Annotated in this window: 23 protein-coding genes; 10 read left to right on the forward strand and 13 right to left on the reverse strand. The window is 72.3% G+C overall.

Features of this window, described 5'->3' with window-relative positions; all coding sequences use genetic code 11:
• Positions 1 to 148: 148 nt before the first annotated feature.
• From ACWGN5_RS32570 to ACWGN5_RS32580, 3 genes are read right to left on the reverse strand one after another with little or no spacing between them, the layout of a single operon-like run.
• A complete protein-coding gene (locus ACWGN5_RS32570) occupies positions 149 to 961 on the reverse strand; it encodes an ABC transporter ATP-binding protein (RefSeq protein ID WP_453521975.1) in 813 nt (270 codons plus the stop codon).
• Positions 958 to 2,046 carry a FecCD family ABC transporter permease gene (locus ACWGN5_RS32575; protein ID WP_453521976.1) on the reverse strand — a complete coding sequence of 363 codons (1,089 nt, stop codon included), beginning with the start codon at positions 2,044 to 2,046 and terminating at the stop codon, positions 958 to 960. Before ACWGN5_RS32575 ends, ACWGN5_RS32570 begins: the two co-directional genes overlap by 4 nt.
• The gene (locus ACWGN5_RS32580; RefSeq protein ID WP_453521978.1) at positions 2,043 to 3,047 is read right to left on the reverse strand and encodes a FecCD family ABC transporter permease; all 1,005 of its coding nucleotides are present in this window, start codon (positions 3,045 to 3,047) and stop codon (positions 2,043 to 2,045) included. The genes ACWGN5_RS32575 and ACWGN5_RS32580 overlap by 4 nt, the downstream gene beginning before the upstream one ends.
• A gap of 91 nt (positions 3,048 to 3,138) precedes the next feature.
• Here ACWGN5_RS32580 and ACWGN5_RS32585 point away from each other — a divergent pair, with 91 nt between their 5' ends.
• On the forward strand, positions 3,139 to 3,774 hold the full coding sequence (locus ACWGN5_RS32585) for an HAD family hydrolase (RefSeq protein WP_453521980.1): 636 nt from the start codon (positions 3,139 to 3,141) through the stop codon (positions 3,772 to 3,774).
• Between the two features lie 3 nt (positions 3,775 to 3,777).
• Here the strand turns inward: ACWGN5_RS32585 and ACWGN5_RS32590 are convergent, their stop codons facing one another.
• Positions 3,778 to 4,041: a hypothetical protein gene (locus ACWGN5_RS32590; RefSeq protein ID WP_453521981.1), complete on the reverse strand. Its 264-nt coding sequence runs from the start codon at positions 4,039 to 4,041 to the stop codon at positions 3,778 to 3,780.
• 143 nt (positions 4,042 to 4,184) lie between these two features.
• Between ACWGN5_RS32590 and ACWGN5_RS32595 the strand changes: the two genes are divergently transcribed.
• Entirely contained in the window at positions 4,185 to 4,568 is a 384-nt protein-coding gene (locus ACWGN5_RS32595; RefSeq protein ID WP_030694234.1) for a cold-shock protein, read from the forward strand.
• A gap of 7 nt (positions 4,569 to 4,575) precedes the next feature.
• Here the strand turns inward: ACWGN5_RS32595 and ACWGN5_RS32600 are convergent, their stop codons facing one another.
• The 4 genes from ACWGN5_RS32600 to ACWGN5_RS32615 form a co-directional block, all read right to left on the reverse strand.
• Positions 4,576 to 5,430, reverse strand: coding sequence for a 1,4-dihydroxy-6-naphthoate synthase (locus ACWGN5_RS32600; RefSeq protein ID WP_453521984.1), 855 nt, complete (start codon positions 5,428 to 5,430; stop codon positions 4,576 to 4,578).
• Positions 5,427 to 6,194, reverse strand: a complete 768-nt coding sequence (locus tag ACWGN5_RS32605; protein ID WP_453521986.1) for a futalosine hydrolase — start codon at positions 6,192 to 6,194, stop codon at positions 5,427 to 5,429. Before ACWGN5_RS32605 ends, ACWGN5_RS32600 begins: the two co-directional genes overlap by 4 nt.
• Positions 6,195 to 6,201: 7 nt before the next feature.
• Positions 6,202 to 6,684, reverse strand: a complete 483-nt coding sequence (locus ACWGN5_RS32610; RefSeq protein ID WP_453521988.1) for a DUF2771 domain-containing protein — start codon at positions 6,682 to 6,684, stop codon at positions 6,202 to 6,204.
• A gap of 94 nt (positions 6,685 to 6,778) precedes the next feature.
• Entirely contained in the window at positions 6,779 to 8,161 is a 1,383-nt protein-coding gene (locus ACWGN5_RS32615; protein ID WP_453521989.1) for an MFS transporter, read from the reverse strand.
• Positions 8,162 to 8,553: 392 nt separating this feature from the next.
• On the opposite strand from ACWGN5_RS32615, the gene ACWGN5_RS32620 reads away from it, so the two are divergent.
• Positions 8,554 to 9,483, forward strand: a complete 930-nt coding sequence (locus ACWGN5_RS32620; RefSeq protein ID WP_453521991.1) for a DUF3027 domain-containing protein — start codon at positions 8,554 to 8,556, stop codon at positions 9,481 to 9,483.
• Between the two features lie 212 nt (positions 9,484 to 9,695).
• On the opposite strand, the gene ACWGN5_RS32625 is transcribed toward ACWGN5_RS32620, so the two are convergent.
• A complete protein-coding gene (locus ACWGN5_RS32625; protein WP_453521993.1) occupies positions 9,696 to 10,922 on the reverse strand; it encodes an RNA-guided endonuclease InsQ/TnpB family protein in 1,227 nt (408 codons plus the stop codon).
• Between the two features lie 50 nt (positions 10,923 to 10,972).
• Here ACWGN5_RS32625 and ACWGN5_RS32630 point away from each other — a divergent pair, with 50 nt between their 5' ends.
• The 6 genes from ACWGN5_RS32630 to ACWGN5_RS32655 all read left to right on the forward strand — a co-directional run bounded on the left by ACWGN5_RS32630 (position 10,973) and on the right by ACWGN5_RS32655 (position 17,969).
• Positions 10,973 to 11,131, forward strand: a complete 159-nt coding sequence (locus ACWGN5_RS32630) for an Arc family DNA-binding protein (protein WP_453521994.1) — start codon at positions 10,973 to 10,975, stop codon at positions 11,129 to 11,131.
• 84 nt (positions 11,132 to 11,215) lie between these two features.
• Positions 11,216 to 14,347: a sacsin N-terminal ATP-binding-like domain-containing protein gene (locus ACWGN5_RS32635; RefSeq protein WP_453521996.1), complete on the forward strand. Its 3,132-nt coding sequence runs from the start codon at positions 11,216 to 11,218 to the stop codon at positions 14,345 to 14,347.
• A gap of 135 nt (positions 14,348 to 14,482) precedes the next feature.
• On the forward strand, positions 14,483 to 16,201 hold the full coding sequence (locus tag ACWGN5_RS32640) for an FG-GAP repeat domain-containing protein (RefSeq protein WP_453521998.1): 1,719 nt from the start codon (positions 14,483 to 14,485) through the stop codon (positions 16,199 to 16,201).
• A 162-nt stretch (positions 16,202 to 16,363) separates the two neighbouring features.
• Complete coding sequence (locus ACWGN5_RS32645) at positions 16,364 to 17,191, forward strand: alpha/beta fold hydrolase (protein WP_453522000.1); 828 nt, start codon at positions 16,364 to 16,366, stop codon at positions 17,189 to 17,191.
• Positions 17,192 to 17,256: 65 nt separating this feature from the next.
• Positions 17,257 to 17,571: an ArsR/SmtB family transcription factor gene (locus ACWGN5_RS32650; RefSeq protein WP_453522002.1), complete on the forward strand. Its 315-nt coding sequence runs from the start codon at positions 17,257 to 17,259 to the stop codon at positions 17,569 to 17,571.
• The gene (locus tag ACWGN5_RS32655; RefSeq protein WP_453522004.1) at positions 17,568 to 17,969 is read left to right on the forward strand and encodes an SRPBCC family protein; all 402 of its coding nucleotides are present in this window, start codon (positions 17,568 to 17,570) and stop codon (positions 17,967 to 17,969) included. Before ACWGN5_RS32650 ends, ACWGN5_RS32655 begins: the two co-directional genes overlap by 4 nt.
• 122 nt (positions 17,970 to 18,091) lie before the next feature.
• Here the strand turns inward: ACWGN5_RS32655 and ACWGN5_RS32660 are convergent, their stop codons facing one another.
• Complete coding sequence (locus ACWGN5_RS32660) at positions 18,092 to 18,868, reverse strand: MerR family transcriptional regulator (RefSeq protein ID WP_453522006.1); 777 nt, start codon at positions 18,866 to 18,868, stop codon at positions 18,092 to 18,094.
• Between the two features lie 252 nt (positions 18,869 to 19,120).
• Between ACWGN5_RS32660 and ACWGN5_RS32665 the strand changes: the two genes are divergently transcribed.
• On the forward strand, positions 19,121 to 20,347 hold the full coding sequence (locus ACWGN5_RS32665) for a serine hydrolase domain-containing protein (RefSeq protein ID WP_453522007.1): 1,227 nt from the start codon (positions 19,121 to 19,123) through the stop codon (positions 20,345 to 20,347).
• 26 nt (positions 20,348 to 20,373) lie between these two features.
• Here the strand turns inward: ACWGN5_RS32665 and ACWGN5_RS32670 are convergent, their stop codons facing one another.
• The 3 genes from ACWGN5_RS32670 to ACWGN5_RS32680 form a co-directional block, all read right to left on the reverse strand.
• Positions 20,374 to 21,189, reverse strand: a complete 816-nt coding sequence (locus tag ACWGN5_RS32670) for a hypothetical protein (protein WP_453522008.1) — start codon at positions 21,187 to 21,189, stop codon at positions 20,374 to 20,376.
• A 256-nt stretch (positions 21,190 to 21,445) separates the two neighbouring features.
• Complete coding sequence (locus ACWGN5_RS32675) at positions 21,446 to 23,866, reverse strand: HAD-IC family P-type ATPase (protein ID WP_453522010.1); 2,421 nt, start codon at positions 23,864 to 23,866, stop codon at positions 21,446 to 21,448.
• 88 nt (positions 23,867 to 23,954) lie between these two features.
• Entirely contained in the window at positions 23,955 to 24,275 is a 321-nt protein-coding gene (locus tag ACWGN5_RS32680; RefSeq protein WP_453522011.1) for a DUF2530 domain-containing protein, read from the reverse strand.
• Positions 24,276 to 24,277: the final 2 nt, after the last annotated feature.

Raw genomic sequence — 24,277 nt, forward strand, 5'->3', positions numbered from 1 at the left:
GCCGGGTACCGACCCGCCCGGGCGCGGGCGCACGCGGGGCGGGCTGAGCCCCGGGCGGGGGGCGCCGTCCGGCGCGGGCGCGGCGTCACACGGCGGCGGGGCGCCGCACGGCGCGGGCGCGGCGTCGCACGGGCGCCGGGCCCGCCGGTCAGGCTTCCGTGGACGTCACCGCGTCCGTCTGCCACGGCGCCCCCGGTACCACCAGCGGTGACCCCGTCACCGGGTCCGGGACCACCACCGACGACAGCCCGAAGACGTCCCGTACGAGATCGGACGTGACGATCTCCGACGGCGCGCCGGCCGCCACCACCCGCCCCGCCTTCATGGCGACGAGGTGGTCGGCGTACCGGGCGGCCTGGTTCAGGTCGTGGAGGACGAGGACGACGGTCCGGCCGCGGAGCCGGTTCAGGCGGCGGACCAGGTCGAGGACCTCCACCTGGTGGGAGATGTCCAGGTAGGTGGTGGGCTCGTCGAGGAGGAGCAGGTCCGTCTCCTGCGCGAGGGCCATCGCGATCCACACCCGCTGCCGCTGCCCGCCGGAGAGCGCGTCGACGGACCGGTCGGCGAGCGCGGCGACGTCCGTGCGGTCCATGGCGTCGGCGACGGCCCGCTCGTCCTCCTCGGACCACTGCTTCCACCAGGCCTGGTGCGGCTGGCGGCCGCGGGAGACGAGGTCGGCGACGGTGATGGCCTCGGGCGCGACGGGCGTCTGCGGCAGCAGCCCGATGGAGCGGGCGATCCGCTTCGTGGGGAGCTTGGCGAGCGACTCCCCGTCGAGGAGGACCGCGCCGCCCGCCGGCTTCAGCAGCCGCCCGAGCGCCCGCAGCGTCGTGGACTTGCCGCAGGCGTTGGGGCCGACGATCACGGTCACCTTGCCGTCGGGGATCGCGAGGTCGAGCTCTTCGACGACGGTGCGGTCCTCGTAGGCGAGGGTGAGCTCGCGGGCCTGCAGTCTGCTCACGACTTTCCTCCAACGGCTCGGCTCCGGACGATGAGCCAGATCAGGTACGGGGCGCCGACCGCCGCCGTGAGCACACCCACGGGCAGTTCGACGGGGGAGAAGAGCCGTCGGCCGAGCAGGTCGGCGACGACCACGATCACCGCGCCGGTGAGCGCGGAGCAGAGCAGCGGGATCTGCGCCGTCCGGGTCATGCGGCGGGCGATCTGCGGCGCGAGGAGGGCGACGAAGTCGACCGGCCCTGCGACGCCGGTCGCCACGGACGCGAGGACGACGCCGAGGGCGACGAGCCCGAGCCGGACCCCGCCGAGCCGGGCGCCGAGCGCGGTCGCCGTGTCGTCGTCGAGGGAGACGGTCCGCTGGGCGCGGGCCGCCCACAGCACGGCGGGCAGCAGCAGGAGCAGCGTCCAGCGGATCGGCGCGGACTCGTCCCAGCCGCGTCCGTTGAGGGAGCCGGTCATCCAGATCTGGGCCTGCTGGGCGACGAGGTAGTCGCCCTTCGTCATGAAGAGCGTGATGAGGGACCGCAGCGCGATCGCGATGCCGATGCCGATGAGGACGAAGCGGGTCGCGTGCAGTCCGCCGCGCCAGGCGAAGGCGTAGACGAGGGCGGCGGCGAGGATGCCGCCGGCGATGGAGACGTACGGCAGGACGGTGTACGAGGTGAGGCCGAAGGTCATCGCGGCGACGGTGACGGCCCCGGCGCCCTGGCTGATGCCGATGATGTCGGGGCTGGCGAGCGGGTTGCGGGCGACGGTCTGGATGAGGCCGCCCGCGATGCCGAAGGCGGCGCCGACGGCGAGGGCGGCGACGAGCCGGGGCTCGCGGAGCTCCGTGACGACGAACGTGGACGGCGACGACTGCCCGAGGAGGATCCGTACGACCTCACCTGGTGCCACGAACTTCTCGCCGACGCAGAGGTACGCGACGCAGGCCGCGGCCAGGAGCAGCAGGAGGCCCGCGGCGACGAGGGCCGAGCGCCGGTGGACGAGGAAGGACCCCCGCCGGGCGCGCACGAGCCCGTACCCGGCGGGCCGAACCTTCCCAGCGCCGCTCGAGGTCCGGACGCCGGTCAGCGGCGCCGTCATGCCGGCACCGCCTTCCGGCGTACCAGCGTGACCAGGAACGGCACGCCGATCAGCGCCGTCATCACCCCGGCCGGGATCTCGCCCGGTGGGAACACGATCCGTCCGGCGACATCGGCGACGAGCAGCATCACCGGTCCGATGACCGCGGCCATCGGCAGGACCCAGCGGTGGTCGGAGCCGACGACGGCGCGGGCGATGTGGGGGACGGCGAGGCCCACGAAGGCGACCGGACCGGCGGCGGCCACGGCCACGCCCGTCAGGACGGTCGCGCCGAGCCCGCCCACGATCCGTACGGTCGCGACCCGCTGCCCGAGGCCCTTGGCGACGTCCTCGCCGAGCGCGAGCGCGTCGAGGCCGCGTGCCACGGAGAGCACGAGGACCGCGCCGAGCAGCAGGAAGGGCCAGGTCTGGCCGACGATCTCGGTGTCGCGGCCGTCGAGGGAGCCGATCTGCCAGAACCGGAACTCGTCGAGCGCCGAGGCCCTGGTCGTGAGCACGCCGGTGGTGACGGACAGCAGCAGCGCGTTGATCGCGGCGCCGCCGAGCGCCAGCTTCACGGGCGTGGCGCCGCCGCGCCCGGCGGCGGCGATCGCGTAGACGGCGACCGAGGCGAGGGCGGCGCCGGCGAAGGCGAACCACACGTACCCGCTGAGCTCGTGCACGCCGAGGAAGGCGATGGCGAGGACGACGGCGACCGAGGAGCCCTGGCTGATGCCGAGGATGCCGGGGTCGGCGATCGGGTTGCGGGTGATGCCCTGGAGGGCGGTGCCGGCGAGCGCGAGGGCGGCGCCGACCATCAGCCCGATGAGGGTCCGGGGGACGCGGAGCTGCCGGACGACCTCGGCGTCGTCGCCGGTCGCGCCGTGCAGGAGGGCGTCGAGGACGGTGGAGGGCGCGATGGGGCGGGCGCCCACGGCGAGGCTGAGGAGGACGGCGAGGAGCAGGGCGACGAGGGCCGCCGAGGTCGCGAGGACCCGTCTGGTTCGGAAAGCGGCTGGCATCGGGACCCATCGGGAAGTACAGGTTTGGTTAGGCTCGCCTCAGTTTAAGCAGCGCCCCTGTGCGAACAGACGTGCCCCCGAGCCCCCGACAATGGGGTCCATGACGACCACACCGCCCCCGCACGCGCCCACCGTCGGCTTCGACCTCGACCTGACCCTGCTCGACACCCGCCCGGGCATCAGGGCGGCCTTCGTCGCCTTCTCCGCCGAGGTCGGCGTCCCGATCGACGCCGACCTCGTCGTCAGCCGCCTGGGGCCGCCCCTGGAGCAGGAGATGGCGCACTGGTTCCCGGCGGAGCACGTCACCGAGATGACCGCCCGCTACCGCGCGCTCTACCCCTCGTACGCGATCGAGCCCACCGTCCCGATGCCGGGCGCCCAGGACGCCATCGAGGCCGTCCGCGAGGCGGGCGGCCGCACGATCGTCGTCACCGCGAAGAACGGCCCGCACGCCGAGCTGCACCTGGCCCACCTGGGCATCGAGCCCGACGCGGTCGCCGGCGGCCTGTGGGCCGAGGGCAAGGCGGAGGCGCTGCGCGCGCACGCCGCCGGGGTGTACGTCGGGGACCACGTCGGCGACGTCAGGGGCGCCGCCACCGCGGGCGCCTACTCCGTGGCCGTCGCGACCGGCCCCTGCCCGGCCGAGGAGCTCCGGGCGGCCGGCGCGGACGTGGTCCTGCCGGACCTGACGGACTTCCGCGCCTGGTGGGAGGGGTACCTGGCCTGAGCCTCAGGCCGTCCGGCCGGAACGGGCCTGCCGCCGCTGGGCCGCGACCGAACGCAGCACCCCGGCGGCGGCCACCAGGAATCCGACCCCCATCAGCATCGACACGAGGTACGCCACGGTGGGGAACGGGTCCGTCCCCAGGAACAGCGGGGCCACCGTGACCAGCGTCGCGAGCGCGCCGACCGCGAACAGGATCACACCGGCCTTGACGAGTCCGTCACCCGGGGCACTGTCGTCCACCGGCACGGCGGGGGTTTCACTACGCATCCGGCCAGGGTAGTTCCCAGGCCGGAGGAACACATCGGCGGCGTCTTGTCACCGGCCTCCTGCCCATTAGCCTGGTGCCGGCGGGTCAGCCGACGACCCGCCGTTTGCCATCCCCATCGACGAGGACGAGGACGAGGACAGACGTGCCTACCGGCAAGGTCAAATGGTTCAACAGCGAGAAGGGCTTCGGCTTTCTCTCCCGTGACGACGGCGGCGACGTCTTCGTCCACTCGTCGGTGCTCCCTGCCGGAGTCGACGCACTGAAGCCTGGTCAGCGGGTGGAGTTCGGGGTCGTCGCCGGTCAGCGCGGCGACCAGGCGCTGTCCGTCACGATCCTCGACCCGACCCCGTCCGTCGCCGCGGCGCAGCGCCGTAAGCCCGACGAACTGGCGTCCATCGTCCAGGACCTGACGACGCTCCTGGAGAACATCACGCCGATGCTGGAGCGCGGCCGCTACCCGGAGAAGGCGGCCGGCAAGAAGATCGCGGGCCTGCTGCGCGCGGTCGCCGACCAGCTCGACGTGTAACCGCCGCTCAGGGAAAAGCCAGCGCGTCCGGGCCGAGGGGCGGTACGAGTCCCTCGGCCGCGGCGCGCGTGAGCAGCCCGCGGACCGCCGCGTAGCCGTGCTCGCCGAGGTCGGCCGTGAACTCGTTCACGTAGAGACCGATGTGCTGGTCGGCCACCTTCGGGTCCATCTCCTGGGCGTGCTCCAGGACGTACGGCCGGGAGGCCGCCGGATCGTCCCAGGCCATCCGCACCGACGCCCGCGCGGAGGCGGCGAGCAGCTCCAGCGTCTCGGCGCCCAGCGAGCGGCGGGCGACGATCGCGCCCAGCGGGATCGGGAGCCCGGTCGTGGACTCCCAGTGCTCGCCCATGTCGGCGAGGCAGTGCAGCCCGTAGTTCTTGTACGTGAAGCGGGCCTCGTGGATGACGAGCCCCGCGTCGACCTTCCCGTCCCGTACGGCGGGCATGATCTCGTGGAACGGCATCACGACGACCTCGCCGACGCCCCCGGGCACCTTCTCCGCCGCCCACAGCCGGAACAGCAGGTACGCGGTCGAGCGCTCGCTCGGCACCGCGACCGTCTTCCCCGCCAGGCCCTCGCCGCCGACCGGCTCGCGCGTCAGGACGAGCGGCCCGCAGCCGCGGCCCAGGGCGCCGCCGCAGGGCAGCAGGGCGTACTCGTCGAGGATCCACGGCAGCACCGCGTACGACACCTTCAGGACGTCGTGGGAGTCGGTGCCGCTCTCCGCCCAGCCGTTGGTGACGTCGATGTCCGCGAACGTCACGTCGAGCCGGGGCGCGCCCGGCACCCGGCCGTGCGCCCAGGCGTCGAAGACGAAGGTGTCGTTGGGGCAGGGCGAGTAGGCGATCTTGAGCTTGGTCACGACGGCTCCCACGACTCCACGAAGACGGTTCTGCTGAGCGGCTCGAAGGCCTGCCGGAGGGCGCCCAGGGCCTCGCCGATGCGCCAGGCGGCGCGGTCTCGGGGGCCGACGGCGTTCGACACGGCACGGATCTCGACGACGGGCACGCCGTACGCGGCGGCGGCCTCGGCGACGCCGAAGCCCTCCATCGCCTCGGCGGCGGCCGTCGGGTGCCGCTCCGCGAGCTCGGCGGCGCGGCGGGCGGTGCCGGTGACGGTGGAGACGGTGAGGACGGGCGCGAGGGTGCATGCCCCGGCGAGCGCGGCGCTGATCCGCCGGGTCAGCGCCTCGGGCACGGGGTGGACGGAGCGGCCGAAGCCCAGCTCGTCGACGGCGAGGTACCCGTCCGGGGTCTCGGCCCCGAGGTCGGCGGCGACGATCGCCGAGGACACGACGAGGGACCCGACCGGTGCGGCCGGCTGGAAGCCGCCGGCGATCCCGGCGGAGACGACGAGGTCGTAGCCGTCGCCGGTCAGCGCGCCGTGCGCGAGAGCCGTCCCGGTCGCGGCGGCGACGGCGGCGGGTCCGACCCCGCCCACGAGCACGTCGACCCGGCCGTCGTGACGGCTGTCGAGCCGGCCGTCGTGACCGCCGGCATGGCGGCGCAGGGTGAAGCCCCCCGGCAGCGGGAGGAGCTCGGGGCCGCCGAGGTCGAGGCCGAGGCCGGCGGAGACGGAATCCGCCTCCGCCGCCACGGCCGTCACGATCAGGATCCGGTGGACCACCGGCGGATCAGGAATCCTTCTTCAGCTGGAAGTGCCAGATGCCGGTCAGCTTCTTGCCGGTGTTCTCGACGATGGTCACCTGGGTCTTGTCGGTGACCTCGCCGGTCGGGGACTGGGAGAAGAAGGCGCTGGCCGGGATGGTCCGGTACGTCTTCTTGTACGGCTCGGGCTCGGCCTGCTGGCCGCCGAGGAAGATCGTCCAGCCGTGGTCCGCGATCTCCGGGTCCACGCCGAAGCGGATCTTGTCGTCCGTGGAGACCGTGATGGTCTTCTCGGCCTTCTTGTTGAGGCACTGCTGGATCTGCGACTCCTTGATGGCCTCGCCATCGTTGTAGCAGGCGGCCTCGGAGTGCACCGAGTCGGTCCCGACCGTCAGGGTCGCGAGCGGAGTCGGCTTGTCGCAGGCGGAGAGTACGAGGAGCCCGGCGGAGACGGCCCCGAGGGCGACGGCGGCCCGGCGGCGCGAGCCGGAGAAGAACGCAACGGTCATGAGCCGAAGGCTATCGGGCCGCCGCGCCCGCGCCACGCGGGGGTACGGCGTGCCGCCACGGCGTACCGCTTCGTACGGGTGTCTCCCCGCGTGCCTAGGCCACGGTCGCCTTGGGCCGGCCGCCCTTCGGGCCCGGGCGGCGGCGGGCCGCCGACAGCAGGCCGCGGACCGAGAGGAGCGCGCCCACGGCGAGGATCCCGGCGGCGACGGACATGCCGACGGTGCCGTTCAGGGGCAGCGAGATGCCGATCCCGCCGCCCACCACCCACGCCATCTGCAGCGCCGTCTCCGAGCGGGCGAACGCCGAGGTCCGCACCAGCTCCGGCACGTCCCGCTGGATCAGCGCGTCCAGGGACAGCTTCGACAGGGCCTGGGTGAGCCCCGCGACCGCGCCGAGGACGGCGACCATCAGGCCCCCGAAGAAGATGGCCGTGCAGATCGCCGTACCGCAGACCACGCTGATCATCGTGGCGATGATCACCTCCGGCCCGTGGCCGCGGTCCCGCAGCAGCGAGCCGACGGCCGTACCGCAGGCGTTCCCCGTGCCCGCCGCCACACCCACGATCCCCAGGGACACGGCGGCGCTCTGCCCGGACAGCGGATGCTCGCGCAGCAGGAACGCCAGGAAGAAGATCAGGAAACCCGACAGCATGCGCTGCGCCGCGTTCGCCTGGAGCCCGTGCAGCACCGACGGGCCCACTGTCCGCAGGCTCGGCTTCTTCTCGCCGTGCGTCAGCAGGTGCGCCCGCCGCTCGCCCTTCGCCGAGTCCACCTTGTGCGGCATCCGCAGCGCCCAGAACGTACCGAGCAGGAACAGCGCGCACGCCCCGTACAACGGGTAGCGCGGCCCGATCAGCTGGAGCCCCGCACCGATCGGCGCGGCGATGCCGGTGGCGAGCAGACCGGCCAGGGTGACCCGGGAGTTCGCCTTCACGAGCGAGAAGTTCGGCGGGAGGAGCCGGGGCACGACGGCACTGCGGACGACCCCGTACGCCTTCGAGGCCACGAGCACGCCGAGCGCGGCGGGATACAGCTCGAGACCGCCCGTCGCCACGGCCCCCGACATCATGATCGCGAGGACGGCCCGGGTCAGCATCGCACCCGCCATCGCCGCGCGCCGCCCGTGCGGGATGCGGTCCAGGAGCGGGCCGATCACGGGGGCGAGGAGGGTGAAGGGCGCCATCGTGACGGCGAGGTAGAGCGCGACGCGGCCGCGGGCCTCGTCGGTCGGCACGGAGAAGAACACGGTCGAGGCGAGGGCGACGGTGATCATGACGTCGCCGGCGCCGTTCACCGCGTGCAGCTCGATCAGCTTCCCGAGCCCCGACTCGCCCGCACCGTGCGCGTGCGTGGCCTTGCGGATGCCCTTCGCGGTCCCGGTGAACGGCAGGTGCAGGGCACGCCCGACCTTCCGGCCCGCTCGGCGGAGCGGCCCGGCGGGATCATGCGATCGTACGGGGGACCGTGCGGCTGCCACTCCGTCATAGTGCCCCACGCGGGGGCCGGACGAACCGGGGCGCGACGGGGGACCCCCGTGATCGCGCGGTCGTGGTGCAGGGCGCGGGCCCGCCCGGGGACGGGCTCCGGGGGGCTTCCGGGGATCCGCGATCCGGTCACTTGGGACGGGCAGGTGGGCGGAGGCCCGCGAACGGGGTAGCGTGCGTAGCGCGTCACCGGCGGAATCTCTCGGCCGCGCGCCTCTTCGGCATCCCGCAGAATGGATGGCGTTAGGTGTGCCCGAGACGCGCGAGACAAGTCGGGTGCGGACGTCGATGCGGCCCTCTGGTCCGCTCCGCCCGCCGCCCGTGGCTTCGCTCCCGCCCCTCGGCCGGCGCACCCGTGAGACGGCGTAGGAGAGAAGCGAGACCTGTGAGTGCTGCGACGACGCGAAGCGGTACCCCGCGTACCCCGCGAGCCACGCGTACCCCCGACCGCCTGTGCGCCGAGGCCGTAGACCTCGCGCGGGAGGCCGCCGAGGAGGCGGCCGCGCCCGGGATCGTCGGCGCGCACGTCGAGGTGGTCGCGGAGGGCGACCGCGTCGTCACGCACTACTTCGAGTCCAAGGAGCCCGGCTACCGGGGCTGGCGCTGGGCGGTGACCGTCACGCGCGCCTCCCGCGCCAAGAACGTCACGCTTGACGAAACCGTCCTGCTGCCGGGTACGGACGCGCTCATGGCCCCCGAGTGGGTGCCGTGGAGCGAGCGGCTGCGGCCGGGCGACATGGGGCCCGGGGACCTCCTCCCCACGGAACAGGACGACCTGCGCCTGGAGCCCGGCTACTCCGGTGAGGACACGCCGCCGCCGAACTCCGCCGTGTCGGAGGAGATGTCGGAGCACCTCGACGAGGAGGACGCGGAACTCACCTCGCGCACCCCGTCGCGCGGCGCGATCGCCGCGGTCGCCGAGGAACTCGGCATGCGCCGGGCCCGGGTCCTGTCCCGCTACGGCCTGCACGTCGCCGCGGACCGCTGGGACGAGGCGTTCGGCGCGAAGACCCCGATGGCACAGGCGGCGCCCGCGTCGTGCGAGTCCTGCGCGTTCCTGGTGCCGCTCGCGGGCTCGCTGAAGCAGGCCTTCGGCATCTGCGCGAACGAGTTCTCCCCGGCGGACGGCCGGGTCGTGTCCCTCGCGTACGGCTGCGGGGGGCACTCGGAGGCGGCCGTCATGCCGAAGCCGCCGCGGCCGGCGCCGCCGGTCCTGGACTCGATGGCCGCGGACGCGTTCCCGCTCCGCCCGGCAAAGGACTCCGGCTCCACAACGGAACCGGACGCCTCCTCGGAGGACCTGGGCCACTCGTAGGTCCTCCCGGCTTCCGTGGGGGAACCCGAGCCCGGCAGGGTGGCCACCTGTAGACGCCCAGGCCCGGCAAGGCGATGGCCGTCCGGGACGTCGAGCGCGGTACCTTCGGGCCCCGAGCCCTCACCGGTCCGGGTTTCGAGGAACACATCGGCATCGGCAGAGTGGAGTCAGACTTGTCGTCCTCCCCTCCTCGGAGGGAGGGGATTCCTGGCTCAGGCTGCCTCCGGGAGCGGCGCTCCCGGAGGTCTTGTGCCCTCGGCACCAGCCGGGTCGAGACCAGCCCGGACGAGCATCACGCGGGCGGAATTCTTGTCCCTCGGGGACACGGCTCCGCACGAGGTGCAGGCGTAGGTACGTTCCGAAAGAGGAAGTGCGTGCTTGGTTCTCGCTCCGCACGATGCGCAGTCCATGGTGGTGTGCGCGGGGTGTACGAGGCGGATGTCCCGCCCGTGCTTGCGGCCCATCTCGATCAGGGCTTTCTTGGTCGCACCGATCGCCGCGTCCGCCGCTTTGCGCGCCATGGTGGTCTTCGCGAGGAACTTCGGGCGGAAGTCCTCGACGGCGATGGCGTCGTGGTCGCGGACGACGCGCTTGGCCCATTTGCGGGCGGTGTCCTGCCGTTGCCGGGCGATCTTCTTGTGGAGTTTGGCGGCCTGCCGCTGAGCTGTGCGGTGGCCCTTCGACCGCGGCGTGCCCTTCGGGCGTGCACGGCGGGCCATCTGCCGCTGGTAGCGGGTCAGCTTGGCCTGGGCCTTCCTGCCGTACTGCGGATGAGGGAGGTCGTGAGCGTCGCTCGTGGTGGTGGCGGTTTCCTTGACGCCCCAGTCGACACCGAGGACGGCGCTGGTCGTGGGGAGTGGCTGGATCTCGGTCACGACGACGAACGAGGCGTACCAGTGGCCGATGTCGTCCTGGTACACGCGCACGCTCGACGGCGTGGCAGGCAGCTGGCGGGACCACACCACACTCAGCGTGATGCCGCCCGCGAGGTGGAGGCGTCCCTCTTTCAGGCGGAAGCCCCGGGTGGTGTAGTTCAGCGTCGGCAGAGCCTCGCGCTTCTTCTTGTGGCGCGGCATCCCGGCGCGTTGCCGCATGGGCAACCGCTTCTCGATGTCCTTCATTGCCTTGGAGCGGGACGTGGCGAAGTCCCGGATGATCTGTTGCTGCGGGACGCTCGCCCCTTTGCGCAGCCACGATGTGCGGGCGCGGGCATCGGTCAGCATCTTGTCGAGCTGCGCCGGGCCGCACGTCTGTCTGTCGCCGGAGTGTCCACGGTTATAGGCGTGTACGGCGAGGGACTTGGCCACGCACTCGTTCCACACCCACCGGCATCGGTCCCACTCGGCAAGAAGCTCCGTGCGGGCGGTCGACGACACGCGCAGCCGGTAGGTGTACCGGGCGTGCCCAGTATCCTGCCTCGACCGGGATGGTGTCGCCATGGTGTCAAGCTACCACTGATCAGCAGTCAAAGAACCACTAATCTAGGGTCATGGATGAAGAGAAGCGCATCACGCTCCGCCTGCCCGCCGAGCTGCACGAGTGGCTGGTCGATCAGGCCCGTTCCGCCCGCAGATCTCTCAACTCCGAGATTGTCCACCGCCTGGAGAGCGAGCGCCGCGCTGCCGCGGAGGACATTCCGTCACCCTGACGGTGGTTCAGTTTTCCCTGCCCAGTTCCGCAAGAGCCCGAATCCTTCCCGGCCTGAAGGCCGGGGCATCCTCGGAGGCACCTGGTGAGCGTCAGCGTCCGGACGACGACCGACGGAACCGATCCCTTCGGCACCGCACGTCTGCGGCGGGGCGTGCTCGACGCCTGGGGCGCGAGTCCGGCCCGCTTCCGGGAGGACGCCAACGCCGAGGAGGACCTGGCGCTCGGCGGCTACCGCGACCGCCTCGTCGTCGAGCTGGCGCAGAACGCCGCCGACGCCGCCCACCGCGCCGGCGTCACCGGCCGTCTCCGCCTGACCCTGCACCCGGCGGACCACGAGGGCCCCGCGGTCCTCGCCGCGGCGAACACCGGCGCGCCGCTGGACGCCGCCGGCGCCGAGTCGCTGTCGACGCTCCGCGCCTCCGCCAAGCGCGAGCAGACGCACGGCGCCGTGGGCCGGTTCGGCGTCGGGTTCGCCGCCGTCCTGGCGGTGAGCGACGAGCCCGCCGTGCTCGGCCGGCACGGCGGCGTCCGCTGGTCCCTCGCCGAGGCCCGCGAGCTGGCCGCCGAGGCCGCCCGGTACAGCCCGGGCCTCGGCGACGAACTGCGCCGCCGCGACGGCCACGTACCCCTCCTCCGGCTCCCGCTGCCCGCCGAGGGCACCGCGCCCGAGGGCTACGACACCGTCGTCGTCCTGCCGCTGCGGGACACGGCGGCCGAGGACCTGGCGGAGCGGCTGCTCACGTCCGTCGACGACGCGCTGCTCCTCACCCTCCCGGGTCTCGCGGAGATCGTCGTGGAGACGGCCGAGGGCGTGCGGACGATCCGCCGCTCCGAGGACGACGGCTACGTCCGCATCGACGACTCGGCCACGGGCACCCACCGCTGGCGGACCGTCAGTCACGGCGGCCCCCTCGACGCGGACCTCCTCAAGGACCGCCCGGTCGAGGAGCGGCTCCGCCCGCACTGGTCGGTCACCTGGGCCGTACCGGTGGACGCGGAGGGCGCCCCGCGCTACCCGCGTACGACCCCGGTCGTGCACGCGCCGACGCCCACCGACGAGCCCCTCGGCATCCCCGCCCTGCTCATCGCGTCGCTCCCGCTGGACACCGCCCGGCGGCACCCGGCGCCCGGGCCGCTGACCGACTTCCTGGTGCAGCGGGCGGCCGACGCGTACGCCGAACTCCTCGCCGACTGGCACCCGGTGACCACCTCGACCCTCGACCTGGTCCCCGGCCCGCTGGGCAAGGGCCACGTCGACGGGGCGCTGCGCGAGGCGATCCTGGACCGGCTGCCGAGGGTCGCGTTCCTGGCGCCGGCCGCGCCGTCCGAGGAGCTGCCGGCGCTCCGGCCGATCGAGGCGGAGGTCGTGGAGGGCGCGGGCGCGGAGACCGTCGACGTGCTCGCCGAGGTGTTCCCGACGCTGCTGCCCGCCGGCCTGGAGCGGCGCCCCGAGCTCCGTACCCTCGGCGTCGGCCGTGTCCCCCTCACCGAGGCGATCGACCGCCTGGCGGGGGTCGACAGGGCGCCGACGTGGTGGTGGCGGCTCTACGACTCCCTCGCGGGCGTCGACCCGGACCGTCTGACGGGCCTGCCGGTGCCGCTTGCGGAAACGGAGGAGGGTGCCAGGGTCCGTACGACGATCGGCCCTCGGCAGGTCCTCCTTCCGCAGGAACGGACTCCCGCGGAGTTGACGCGGCTCGGCCTGAAGGTGGCGCACCCGGAGGCGGCCCATCCGCTCCTGGAGAAGCTGGGCGCGCTGCCGGCCACGCCCCGCGCGGTCCTGACGACCCCGCAGGTGCGGGCGGCGGTCGCCGCGTCGCTCGACGCGGGGGAGATCTGGGACGAGGACGCGGACGCGCCGGACGCGGAGGAGCTGGCCGACACGGTCCTCGCGCTGGTCCGCGACGCGGAGCTCGGCCCCGGCGAGGAGCCGTGGCTCGGGGCGCTGGCCCTCCCCGACGAGGACGGCGAACTGTCCCCGGCGGGTGAACTGGTGCTTCCCGGCTCGGCGTTCGCGGCCGTGATGCGCGAGGACGAACTGGCCTTCGTGGACGCCGAGCTGGCGTCCCGCTGGGGCGAGCAGCCCCTCGCCGCGTGCGGGGTCCTGGCGAACTTCGCCCTGGTCCGCGCGACCGACCTGGTCCTCGACCCGGACGAGGTGGAGCCCCGCGAGGGCGACTACCCGGAGCCGGACGACGCCGGGCTGCTCGACGCGGTCGACGTGTGGTGCGAGGACGTCCTCGACCGCCTCCCGATGACCGCCGTACCCCCCGTGGCGACGGAGATCGTGGCCGTACGGGACCTGGACCTGGTCGACGACGACGCCTGGCCGCAGGCGCTCGCACTCCTCGCGCAGCCGCCGCTGCGGGACGCCCTGACCCAGCCCGTACGGATCCTCCTCCCGGACGGCACGACGGAGACCGTCCGCTCGTACACGGCCTGGTGGCTGCGTGACCACCCCGTCCTCGACGGCCGCCGCCCGGCGGGCCTCCGCGCCGAGGGCTCGGACCCGCTGCTCTCCGGCCTGTACGACTCCGCCGACGCGACCGGCTTCGAGGACGAGCAGGTCCTGCGCGCCCTGGGCGTCCGCACCTCGGTCGCGGCGCTCCTCGACGAACCGGGCGGCGCGGCCGAGCTGCTGGCCCGCCTGGCCGACCCGACGCGGGAGGTGACGGCGCCGCAGCTGCACGCCCTGTACACGGCGCTGGCGGACCTGGACCCCGAGCAGGTGACGCTCCCCGACGACCTGCGCGCGGTCGTGGACGGCAGCCTGGTCGTCGTCGAGGCCTCGGAGGCCCTGGTGGCGGACGCCCCCGACCTCCTCCCGCTGGCCGGCGACCTGCCGCTCCTCCCGGTCTCCCCGACCCGCGCGGACGACCTGGCGGACCTCTTCCAGGTCCGGCGCCTGAGCGAGGCGGTGGAGGCCGAGGTCACGACGGTCGGCGAGGAGCACGAGGTGCCCCCGTCGGTCCACGCCCTCCTCGGCCCGGCCACCCCCACCTCGTACATCGAGCACGAGGAACTCCACGCGGGCGGCGTCGAACTCGACTGGCGCCGCACTCCCGACGGCGTCGTCCACGCCGCCACCCTGGAGGGCGTCGCGGCGGGCCTCGCCTGGGCGGCCGGCCAGTGGCCCCGCCGCTTCGAGGTGGCGGCCCTCCTGGAGGACCCGTCGAGGACGGCAGAACTGGCGAGGGACCGCTGGTTCGACTGACCGGGGGCGGTGGCGCCTCTGCATCGACTGAGGGTCCCGGGGCGGCCGTGCCGGCGAACCGGGGGGGAGGGTGGTGAAGGCCCCCGAACGGCCGCGCCCTAGGATCTGCGCCTCAGACGCTTCTTTGGGGGGAGCATGTCCAGTTCTTCACGCGCGCGTCGGTACGGCCGGCGCGCCCGTCTCATCGCCGCCTGTACGGGCCTCGCGTCCCTGGCCGGCATGCTGCTGTCGCAGCCCGCGGCGGCCGACACCGTTCCGCCGAGCCCGGCCAGGGCCCTGCCCCGGCTGGACTTCGCGGGCGACGGCACGGGCGAGATCATGTACCGGCCGTTCTCCGGACCGCTGAGGCTGCACAGTCCGATGCCGGACGATCCGGGCGGGTACGAGTTCCACCTCGAGGAGGACCTTCCGGGGGACGTCACCTTCAAGGACTACATCCCGGTCGGCGATCAGGACGGCAACGGTGCTCCGGACTTCCTGGTGCTCTCCACCGACGGGACGCTCACCATGGTGCGCACCAACGGGGGCGGCACGTGGAACCAGGACTACGCCACGGAGCGGGACCGGGTCGGGCGCGGCTGGCAGATCTACAACAAGGTGCTGTCGCCGGGCGACCTGAACGGGGACAGGCGCCCCGATCTGCTGGGCCGCACACCGGCCGGTGACGTGTATTTCTACCCGTCCACGGGGGACACGACCGGGCCGTTCGGCGCGCGGGTCAGGATCGCCACGGGCTGGCAGACGTACGACCAGCTGGTCGGCGTCACCGATGACGATTCCGACGGTGTCGGCGACGTCGTCACCCGCACCCTTTCGGGCGAGCTGTTCTTCCACGCCGGCGTCGCGGGCGCGTCCCCGACGTTCAAGGCGCCCGTCCGCATCGGGTCCGGCTGGGGTGTCTACAACCAGCTCGCCGGCGGCGACGACATGGACGGCGACGGCCACGGTGACATCGTGGGCCGGACGGTCGAGGGGCAGCTCTACGTCTACAAGGGGCTCGGCCAGGGCGGGTTCGCGCAGCGGACCCTGGGCTGGTGGGGCTACTCGTGGCGGGAGGCCGACGTCATCGCCGGTGCGGGTGGGATCCCGGCCTACGGAAAGTCCCGGATCCAGGGCCTCGGCACGGACGGCAGGCTCTACTCGTACCAGACGCTCGGAAACGGCCTGCTGGCTCAGCGCCGCTCGGCGCCCTCCCCGTACCAGTGCGGCAACGGCTACCCCGCCGGTACGAGGCTGATCACCCTCGCCTCCGACGTCGCCCTCGACGACCGCGCCGACATGTTCGCGATCTGCAACGACGGGGGGCTGGCAGGGGGCTCCGAGGGCCAGTACGACGTCGGCAGCTACACGTGGGGCGCCTTCAACCTGCTGGCCGGCCCCGGTGACCTCACGGGTGACGGCAAGGGCGACCTGCTCGCCCGTGACACGTCCGGCAACCTCTACGTCTACCGAAGCGCCACCACGGATTACTACCCGCTCTTCGACACCCGGGTCAGGATCGGCAGCGGCTGGAACGCGTACGACCGGATCGTCGGCGCCGGTGACTACACCGGTGACGGGCGTGCCGACATCGTCGCCCGGACGCCGTCCGGTGACCTGTACCTGTACGCCGGGACCGGCACCATGACCGCCCCGTTCAAGGCCCGCGTCAAGGTGGGCAGCGGCTGGCAGGCCTACAGCAAGCTCGCCGCGATCGGGGACGTCGACGGCGACGGCCGGGGCGATCTGCTGGCGGCCGACCGCGCCGGCGACCTCTACCGCTACTCGTCCACGGGCGGCACGCCGGGGCCGGCCAGTTTCCGGGCCAGGGTCCGGATCGGCACGGGCTGGAACATGTACCGGGAGCTCCACTGACGGAGGCCACCCGGGCGGGATGACGACGGCGCCGTCGGCGCCGACCGAGGGCCTGCCGTCGCCGTCGCGGCGCGGCAGCGCGCGCGACACCGAAAGGTGCTGGTAGAGACCTGTAGGGCGGCGCTCGGGAACCGTCGCCTCACCCGCCCCGAGGAGGCCCGCATGCCCCAGGTACGCGCCAACGACGTGAATCTCGCCTACGAGACCGTGGGCGAGGGCGAACCGCTCGTCCTCGTCCACGGTTCGTGGAGCGACCGCACGAGCTGGCAGGCGGCGATCGACGCGGACATCCGCGCGTCGTTCACCGTGGTCGCGTACGACCGGCGCGGCCACGGCGACAGCGAGGCGGTGCCGGGGCAGGGCACGCGGAGGCAGGACGAGGACGACCTCGCCGCGCTGATCGAGGGGCTCGGCCACGCCCCCGCGCACGTCGCCGGAAGTTCCTTCGGCGCGTCGATCGTCCTCGGCCTGGCGGCGCGGCGGCCGGAGCTGTTCCGCACCCTCACGGTCCACGAGCCGCCGCTGGTGGGGGTCGTGGCCGACGACCCGGAGGCCATGAAGGAGCTGCAGCAGACGTTCGTCTCCTTCGACAACGTCCTCGACCACCTCCGCAAGGGCGAGGACGAGCAGGGCGCGCACGCCTTCGTGGAGGAGGTGGCCCTGGGCCCCGGCATGTGGGACAAGCTCCCGCCCGCGATGCGCGAGACGTTCGTGCGCCACGGCCAGACGTGGCTGGACGAGCAGAACGACCCGACCTGGCCCGAACTGGACCTCGAAGGCCTCTCCGCCTGCACGGTCCCGGTCCAGCTGAGCCGCGGCACCGAGAGCCCCGCCTGGTTCACGACGGTCCTCGACCGCCTGGCCGCGGTCCTGCCGCACTCCCGGCGCCACACCTTCGAGGGCGCGGGGCACATCCCGCACATCACCCATCCGCAGGAGTACGCGACGGCCGTCAGGGACTTCATCCGTGGGGCGGCGGCGGGGGGATGAGCGTCGCCTGAGCGATGCGTCGGAAACTTTTGACGCGTCGGAAAACTCCGACGTATCGTGGAGGCATGCCGACCGACGTGTTCGGCGTGCTGGCCAACCCGGTACGCCGCAAACTGCTCGAAACGCTCCGTGAAGGGCCTCGCTCCACCGGCGAACTGGCCGGGATGTTCGAGCTCGGCAGGCCCGCGGTCTCCGAGCACCTGGCAGTGCTCCGTACCGCCGGCCTCGTGCGCGAGGAGCCCCGCGGGCGGCACCGCTTCTACCACCTGGAACCGGCCCGGCTGGCCGAGGTGGGCGAGTGGCTGCACCCGTTCGAGCACTACTGGAAGCAGCGTCTGGACGCGCTGGCCCACCTCCTGGACGAGGAAGACGAGACATGACCGAGAACAACACGATCACCTGCGAGAAGTTCCTGCCCCACCCGCCCGCCGCGGTGTGGAAGGCCCTGACCGACCCCGAGCTGCACGCCCGCTGGTGGGCCGCCGGCGACGTCAAGCCCCTCGTCGGACACCGCTTCACCCTCGACATGGGCCAGTTCGGGCAGCAGCCCTGCGAGGTGACCGCCGTCGACGACGAGCGGCTGCTCGCCTACCGCTTCGCCGAGGGCACCCTCGACACCACCATCACCTGGACGCTCCACCCGGAGGCCGAGGGCACCCGCCTCGTCCTCACCCACGCGGGCTTCGACCTCGACTCACCCCTGGGCAAGCAGGCATACGAGGGCATGGGCCACGGCTGGCCCCACGTACTGGACAGCCTGGCGACCACGCTCGCCTGAGGGCGGAAGGGGTGCGGGTCGTGAGGCCCTCGGCGTGATCCGGCTTCGAGGCTGCGGCCGCCCGGCCCGGGATCTCACTCCACCTGGCGTTTCGCTGTGGGGGGTTGAGGGCTGAGCGGCCGTCACTGACTCGGAACGGCGATGCCGGCTGCGCGCAGGTTCGCCTCGACCAGCATGTTCAACCGGGCGATGGACGGTGACTGGTCCTCCCGGTGGCGGTTGACCATTCCGTACCGGGAGGCCGCGTCGGACTGGTTCCGAAACTCGGTCGGCATCGCCAGCAGCGCGCGGTTGGTCAGCAGCTTGTCGGCCAGCGTGGTCGCCAACTCCTCGATCCGCGGGTCGTCCGGATCCCAGGTCCTCGCATCCCAACCGCGCTTGGTCAGCTCGACGGATTCGGGATCGTCCAGCGCATGTTCAAGCCGGGTCAGGAAGATGTCGAAGATCTCAGGGACCAGCGCACGGGCCAGCACCAGAGCCTCCCGTTGACCAGCCACGTAGTCGGTACTGAAGCCGAGTTCGGCCAGTCGGTCCAGGACCGCGCAGGCGCGGTCGGGCAGCAGGGCCCGGTCGCCGTGGTCGAGACGGTGCAGCCTGTCGCGGCGCGCGATCAGGTCTTCGATCCGTTCGTCGAGCCGGCGATGGACGTCGTCCAGGGTGGCGGCGAACGTTTCGGGATCGGCGTCGAGCAGGTCGCCGATCTCGGCCAGCGGCACGCCGGCCGCGGCCAGGGTCCGGACCTGGACCAGCCGGAACAGCTCGCCCGATCGGTAGCGGCGGTAGCCGGAACCGTCGCGTTCCGGCTCGGCGACCAGGCCGAGCCGGTGGTAGTGCCGCACGGTCTTGATCGTGACACCGACGAACGCCGCCGCCTGACCGATCGTGAGTCCGTCCGCCATCGGCTCGGCGCACCTCCAGGTCGTGGGCGGCTGCGGTCTCGCGAACCGCGTAGGCGACGGCCGGGAAGTCCGGACGATCACAGGGGCGAGGATACCGGGACGCCTGCGATCGGTGCCGGTCACCCGTTGATCGCGATACGGGGTTGACCTTGACCTTGGGTCAAGGGCACAGGCTCTTCACATGGCCGCTCGAAAGGGCCAGGCAGCCACTGGGGCCGCCGTGAAATGAGCGTTGTGAACAGGAGATTGGCCATGGGAACGAGCAACAGCGGTTTCTCCGAGGCAGGGCTGCGCCGCGTGCGCGAGGTGCTGGCACGGCACGTCGAGTCCAAGAAGATTCCCGGCCTTGTCGCGCTGGTCAGCCGCGGCGGCCAGACGCACGTCGAAGCGATCGGGACGATGCGTCATGACGGTGGCGCGCCGATGCGCCGGGACACGATCTTCCGGATGGCGTCCACGTCCAAGCCGGTCACGATGGCGGCGGCGATGATCCTGCTCGACGAGTGTCGGCTGCGGCTGGACGACCCGGTGGATCAGTGGCTCCCCGAACTCGCCGACCGGCAGGTGTTGAAGCGGCCCGACGGACCGCTGGACGAGACCGTGCCGGCGCAGCGACCGATCACCGTACGGGACCTGCTGACCTCCACGTTCGGACTCGGAGTGGACTTCGAGTCCATGGCTTCCCCGATCAGGGCCGCGACCTTCGAGCGTCTCGACTACAGCGTGGCATCCGGGCCGGCGCCCGAGCCGGACGAATGGATGCGCCGCCTCGGCGAGCTGCCGCTGCAGTACCAGCCCGGCGTTCGGTGGCAGTACGACCTCAGCAACGAGGTGGTCGGCGTGCTTGTCTCCAGGGTCACGGGGCAGTCGTTGGAGGCGTTCCTGCGCGAACGCATCCTCGATCCGCTGGGGATGAAGGACACCGCCTTCCACGTGCCCGCCGACAAGATCGACCGACTGCCGCCCCTGTACGGGCCCGACCCGCAGACCGGCGAGTTCGTGGTGTGGGACGAGGCGGCAGGGGGAAGGTCCAGCACGCCTCCCGCGTTCCAGGGCGCCGGCGGCGGGCTGGTCTCCACCGTCGACGACTACCACGCCTACTTCCAGATGCTGCTGAACGACGGTATGCACGGAAGGGAACGAATCCTGTCCCGGGCCGCCGTCGAGCTGATGACCACCAACCGTCTCTCGCCCGCGCAACGTGCGGCCCGGGAAGCCATGTTCAGCAGCGTCGCGCACTTTTCGTCCGGCCAGGGCTCGCACGGCGGCTGGGGATTCGGGATGGCGGTGCGCACGCATCGCGGCGACTACGCGCCCGTCGGCCAGTTCGGCTGGTTCGGTGGTAGCGGCACCACCGCCTACGCGGACAGGGCCAACCAGCTCACCGGAGTCCTGCTCACCCAGGTCGGACTGTCCACCCCGGATTCGCCGCGTGCCATGAACGACTTCTGGACCACGCTCTACCAGGCCATCGACTGACAACGGGCTCGTCCGTCACTGACGGGTCACCTCCGGGCGGCTTCCAGTCCTTCCCTGATGGTGGCGACCCTGGTGTGGACCTGGGCGGCAGGGAGGTGGGTGCGGGGGCGGGGGACGGGTTCGCCGCGGCAGGGGCCGCAGTCGCCGCCTTCGAGGGTGTCGGCGTATCCCGGGGCGCCGCAGGTGCCGCATTCGAGGATGCGGGGCGGGGCGGGGGTGCGCCGGACGGGGAGGGGCGGGAGTTTGTCGGTGAGGCGGCGGCGGACGAGGCCGGCGGGGTGGTGGACGGGCTGCGGGAGGCCGGAGGTGAGGGCCCGGAGGATGTGGTCCTCGGCGGCGTCCCGGTCGAACCACTCCTCGACCAGCGGGGCGAGGGCGTGGCACTCGGCATGCGACAGGGACAGCGCGGAGTTGGCGCGGCCCAGGGCGGCGAGGAGGACGTAGGCGCGTGAGCGGGTGTTCCGCTTCGACTCGCGGGGGACGTCGCCCTGCTGGAACGCCGCCCACCACGCGCTGTCACGTGGCGTTCGTGTGAACCACGTTCGAGTGATCCATTTTCCGTTCGGGCACTCGCGTCCGCGCCGCAGGTGTCCGGCCCGCTGGATGCGGTTGAGCGAGGTGCTCAGGGCGGTCTGTCCGTACGGCAGCTGCTTGGCCAGCGTCTTCACCGAGATGTCGCTGCCCTCGGGCAGTCGGTCGATGTACGCGGCGACGGCGGCCTCGCGGGCCGGGAGGTGGGCGAAGTCCTGCGGGCCCCGGGGAAGCTGGTGCGGCGCGGAACGCTTCCCGTATCCCGGGTTGGCCAGGGGGTGGGGGGCAGCACTAAAGTCGGTGTTAACCATGGTGATCGGTCCGATCTCTCGATCTCGGTGGTGAGACCCCCTCCAGGTGTTCCCGCACCTTGTGGGGGTCGCTTGTTTCCCAAGCTCGCCGGTCACGCTAGAGGCATATGACACTGCGTGGCAAGTCGGCCACCCTCCGTCAACTCGCGGGGTGGGTGGGTGGGTTGAATCCCAGGCCCGATCCCATTCCCTCAAACACCGCTCGAAGCTCGGCGCTTGAGCTTCGGGGCCGGCCGCGCCCCACGTCGGGCCTCGGCTACGCCGGGAACCTCCGGTCCACCCACCGCCACGCGAGTTCCAGCAGTGCCGCGCCCGCCGCTGCGATCGCCACCGCCGTCCACGGCATCGTCACGCCCACCAGTTTCAGGGCGAAGAACTCCTGGAGCCACGGGACAGCGAGGACCAGGAGGAAGGCGGCTCCCATCGAGGCGACCAGGGTGATGCGCCACCAGGTGTAGGGGCGGGCGATGATCGCGAGGACCCACATCGAGACCAGGAAGAGGGTGAGGGTGGCCGCGCTGGTCTCCGCGCCCAGGGCGTCCTCGCCCGTGTAGTAGTGGCGCGCCAGGAGGTACGTCGTGAAGGTGGCCGCCGCCGCGACGACGCCGCCGGGGATCGCGTACCGCATCACCCGCCGTACGAAGTTCGGCTTCGCGCGTTCCTTGTTGGGCGCGAGGGCGAGGAAGAACGCCGGGACGCCGATCGTGAGGGTGGACAGCAGGGTCAGGTGGCGGGGGAGGAAGGGGTACTCCACCTGGGAGCAGACCACCAGGACCGCCAGGAGGACCGAGTAGACCGTCTTCGTGAGGAAGAGGGTGGCCACCCGGGTGATGTTGCCGATGACCCGGCGGCCTTCCGCCACCACCGACGGGAGCGTCGCGAAGCTGTTGTTCAGCAGGACGATCTGCGCCACCGCCCGGGTCGCCTCCGAGCCCGAGCCCATCGAGACGCCGATGTCCGCGTCCTTGAGGGCCAGGACGTCGTTGACGCCGTCGCCGGTCATGGCGACCGTGTGGCCGTGGGACTGGAGCGCCGCCACCATGTCCCGCTTCTGCTGCGGGGTGACCCGGCCGAAGACGGCGTTCTCGTCGAGGACCTTCGCCATGTCCTCCCGCTCGGTGGGCAGGTGGCGGGCGTCCACCGTGTTCTCCGCGCCCGGCATGTTCAGCTTTCCGGCGACCGCTCCCACCGAGACCGCGTTGTCGCCCGAGATGACCTTCGTGGAGACCTTCTGGTCGGCGAAGTACGCGAGCGTGTCGGAGGCGTCCGGGCGCAGGCGCTGTTCCAGGACGACCAGGGCGGTGGGGTGGGTGTCCGCCGCCACCTCGGGGGAGTCGAGTTCCTGGCTCGTACGGGCGAGGAGGAGGACCCGCAGGCCCTGTTGGTTGAGGTGGTCGATCTCCGGGAGCGTCGGGTCCTTCGGTTTCAGGAGGACGTCCGGGGCTCCCAGGAGCCAGGTCGAGTTCTCCCCGTCCCCCTCGCTGAACGACGCCCCGCTGTACTTGCGGGCCGAGGAGAACGGGAGCGATTCGGTGCAGCGCCACTCCACCGTGTCCGGGTAGGCGTCGATGATGGCCTGGAGGGAGGCGTTCGGGCGCGGGTCCGATTCGCCCAGCGCGCCCAGGACTTTCCGTACGTACGTCTCGTCCGATCCGTTCAGCGCGCGCAGCTCCGTGACGTCCATGCCTCCCTCGGTGAGCGTGCCCGTCTTGTCCAGGCACACCACGTCCACCCGGGCCAGGCCCTCGATCGCCGGCAGCTCCTGTACGAGGCACTGCTTGCGGCCGAGGCGGATCACGCCGATCGCGAAGGCGACGGAGGTGAGGAGGACGAGGCCCTCGGGGATCATCGGGACGATGCCGCCGACCGTGCGGGCGACGGCGTCCTTGAAGTTGTTGTCCTTCACGACGAGCTGGCTGATGACGAGCCCGATCGCGGTCGGGACCATCATCCACGTCACGTACTTGAGGATCGTGGAGATGCCGGTACGCAGCTCGGAGTGGACCAGGGTGAAGCGGGAGGCCTCCTCGGCGAGCTGGGCGGCGTACGCCTCGCGGCCGACCTTGGTGGCGGTGAACGCGCCGCCGCCGGCGACCACGAACGAGCCGGACATCATGGGGTCGCCCGGTTTCTTCACCACCGGGTCCGCCTCGCCGGTGAGGAGCGACTCGTCGATCTCCAGGCTTTCGGCCTCCGCGACCTCGCCGTCCACGACGACCTTGTCGCCCGGGCCCAGCTCGATCAGGTCGCCCAGGACGATCTCCGAGGTGGACAGCCCGGCCGCCACTCCGTCGCGCCGGACGGTGGGTTTCGCCTCGCCGATGACCGCCAGACCGTCGAGGGTCTTCTTGGCGCGGAGCTCCTGGATGATGCCGATGCCGGTGTTGGCGATGATCACGAAGCCGAAGAGGCTGTCCTGGATCGGCGCGACGAAGAGCATGATCACCCACAGCACGCCGATGATCGCGTTGAAGCGGGTGAAGACGTTCGCGCGGACGATCTCCGTGGTCGAGCGGGAGCTCCGTACGGGTACGTCGTTGACCTCGCCGCGCGCGACGCGTTCGGCGACCTCGGCCGAGGTCAGTCCTCCGGGGCGGTGCACGACGGGCGGCCCGGTCGTCGCCGTCCCGGCTTCGGACCGGCTGCCGTCCGTGTCGATCTTCGCCCGCTGAGTCATGTTTTCGACGGTACGACCGGATTCGGTCGTTCACCTGCCGAGGAGGGCGAAGATCAGACCGGGGGAGGAGGGGAATCGTTCCCCGGTGTTACGCGGTCGTACCGGGGTGGGACTCGGGGGACTCGGGGGTCTGCCCCGTCGCCTGACCTGCCTGACCCGCCTGTGCCGCCGCGTGGCGCTTGATCGCCGCGTCCCGCTTCCGTACGTACCAGATGCCGATCAGGCCGAGCCCGGCCCCGGCCAGGCAGGTCCACACCCACCAGGTGAGGTCCCGGTCGTCGAACCAGCCGTAGAACGGGACCTGGACGAGGAAGAGGACGAACCAGAGGATCGTTCCGCCGGTGATCGTGGCGACGACCGGCCCTTCGAGGGGCTCGGGTGCCTCGTGCTTCGGTGTCCACTTCGCCATGG

This window comes from Streptomyces sp. NPDC055815 (genome assembly GCF_053616475.1).

Coding starts and splice junctions, on each gene's coding strand:
- ACWGN5_RS32640 (WP_453521998.1), top strand. CDS start 14,483: ATGTCCAGTTCTTCACGCGCGCGTCGGTACGGCCGGCGCGCCCGTCTC.
- ACWGN5_RS32670 (WP_453522008.1), bottom strand. CDS start 21,189: ATGGTTAACACCGACTTTAGTGCTGCCCCCCACCCCCTGGCCAACCCG.
- ACWGN5_RS32580 (WP_453521978.1), bottom strand. CDS start 3,047: ATGCCAGCCGCTTTCCGAACCAGACGGGTCCTCGCGACCTCGGCGGCC.
- ACWGN5_RS32645 (WP_453522000.1), top strand. CDS start 16,364: ATGCCCCAGGTACGCGCCAACGACGTGAATCTCGCCTACGAGACCGTG.
- ACWGN5_RS32675 (WP_453522010.1), bottom strand. CDS start 23,866: ATGACTCAGCGGGCGAAGATCGACACGGACGGCAGCCGGTCCGAAGCC.
- ACWGN5_RS32650 (WP_453522002.1), top strand. CDS start 17,257: ATGCCGACCGACGTGTTCGGCGTGCTGGCCAACCCGGTACGCCGCAAA.
- ACWGN5_RS32610 (WP_453521988.1), bottom strand. CDS start 6,684: ATGACCGTTGCGTTCTTCTCCGGCTCGCGCCGCCGGGCCGCCGTCGCC.
- ACWGN5_RS32630 (WP_453521994.1), top strand. CDS start 10,973: ATGGATGAAGAGAAGCGCATCACGCTCCGCCTGCCCGCCGAGCTGCAC.
- ACWGN5_RS32660 (WP_453522006.1), bottom strand. CDS start 18,868: ATGGCGGACGGACTCACGATCGGTCAGGCGGCGGCGTTCGTCGGTGTC.
- ACWGN5_RS32590 (WP_453521981.1), bottom strand. CDS start 4,041: ATGCGTAGTGAAACCCCCGCCGTGCCGGTGGACGACAGTGCCCCGGGT.
- ACWGN5_RS32665 (WP_453522007.1), top strand. CDS start 19,121: ATGGGAACGAGCAACAGCGGTTTCTCCGAGGCAGGGCTGCGCCGCGTG.
- ACWGN5_RS32680 (WP_453522011.1), bottom strand. CDS start 24,275: ATGGCGAAGTGGACACCGAAGCACGAGGCACCCGAGCCCCTCGAAGGG.
- ACWGN5_RS32585 (WP_453521980.1), top strand. CDS start 3,139: ATGGGGTCCATGACGACCACACCGCCCCCGCACGCGCCCACCGTCGGC.
- ACWGN5_RS32575 (WP_453521976.1), bottom strand. CDS start 2,046: ATGACGGCGCCGCTGACCGGCGTCCGGACCTCGAGCGGCGCTGGGAAG.
- ACWGN5_RS32625 (WP_453521993.1), bottom strand. CDS start 10,922: ATGGCGACACCATCCCGGTCGAGGCAGGATACTGGGCACGCCCGGTAC.
- ACWGN5_RS32655 (WP_453522004.1), top strand. CDS start 17,568: ATGACCGAGAACAACACGATCACCTGCGAGAAGTTCCTGCCCCACCCG.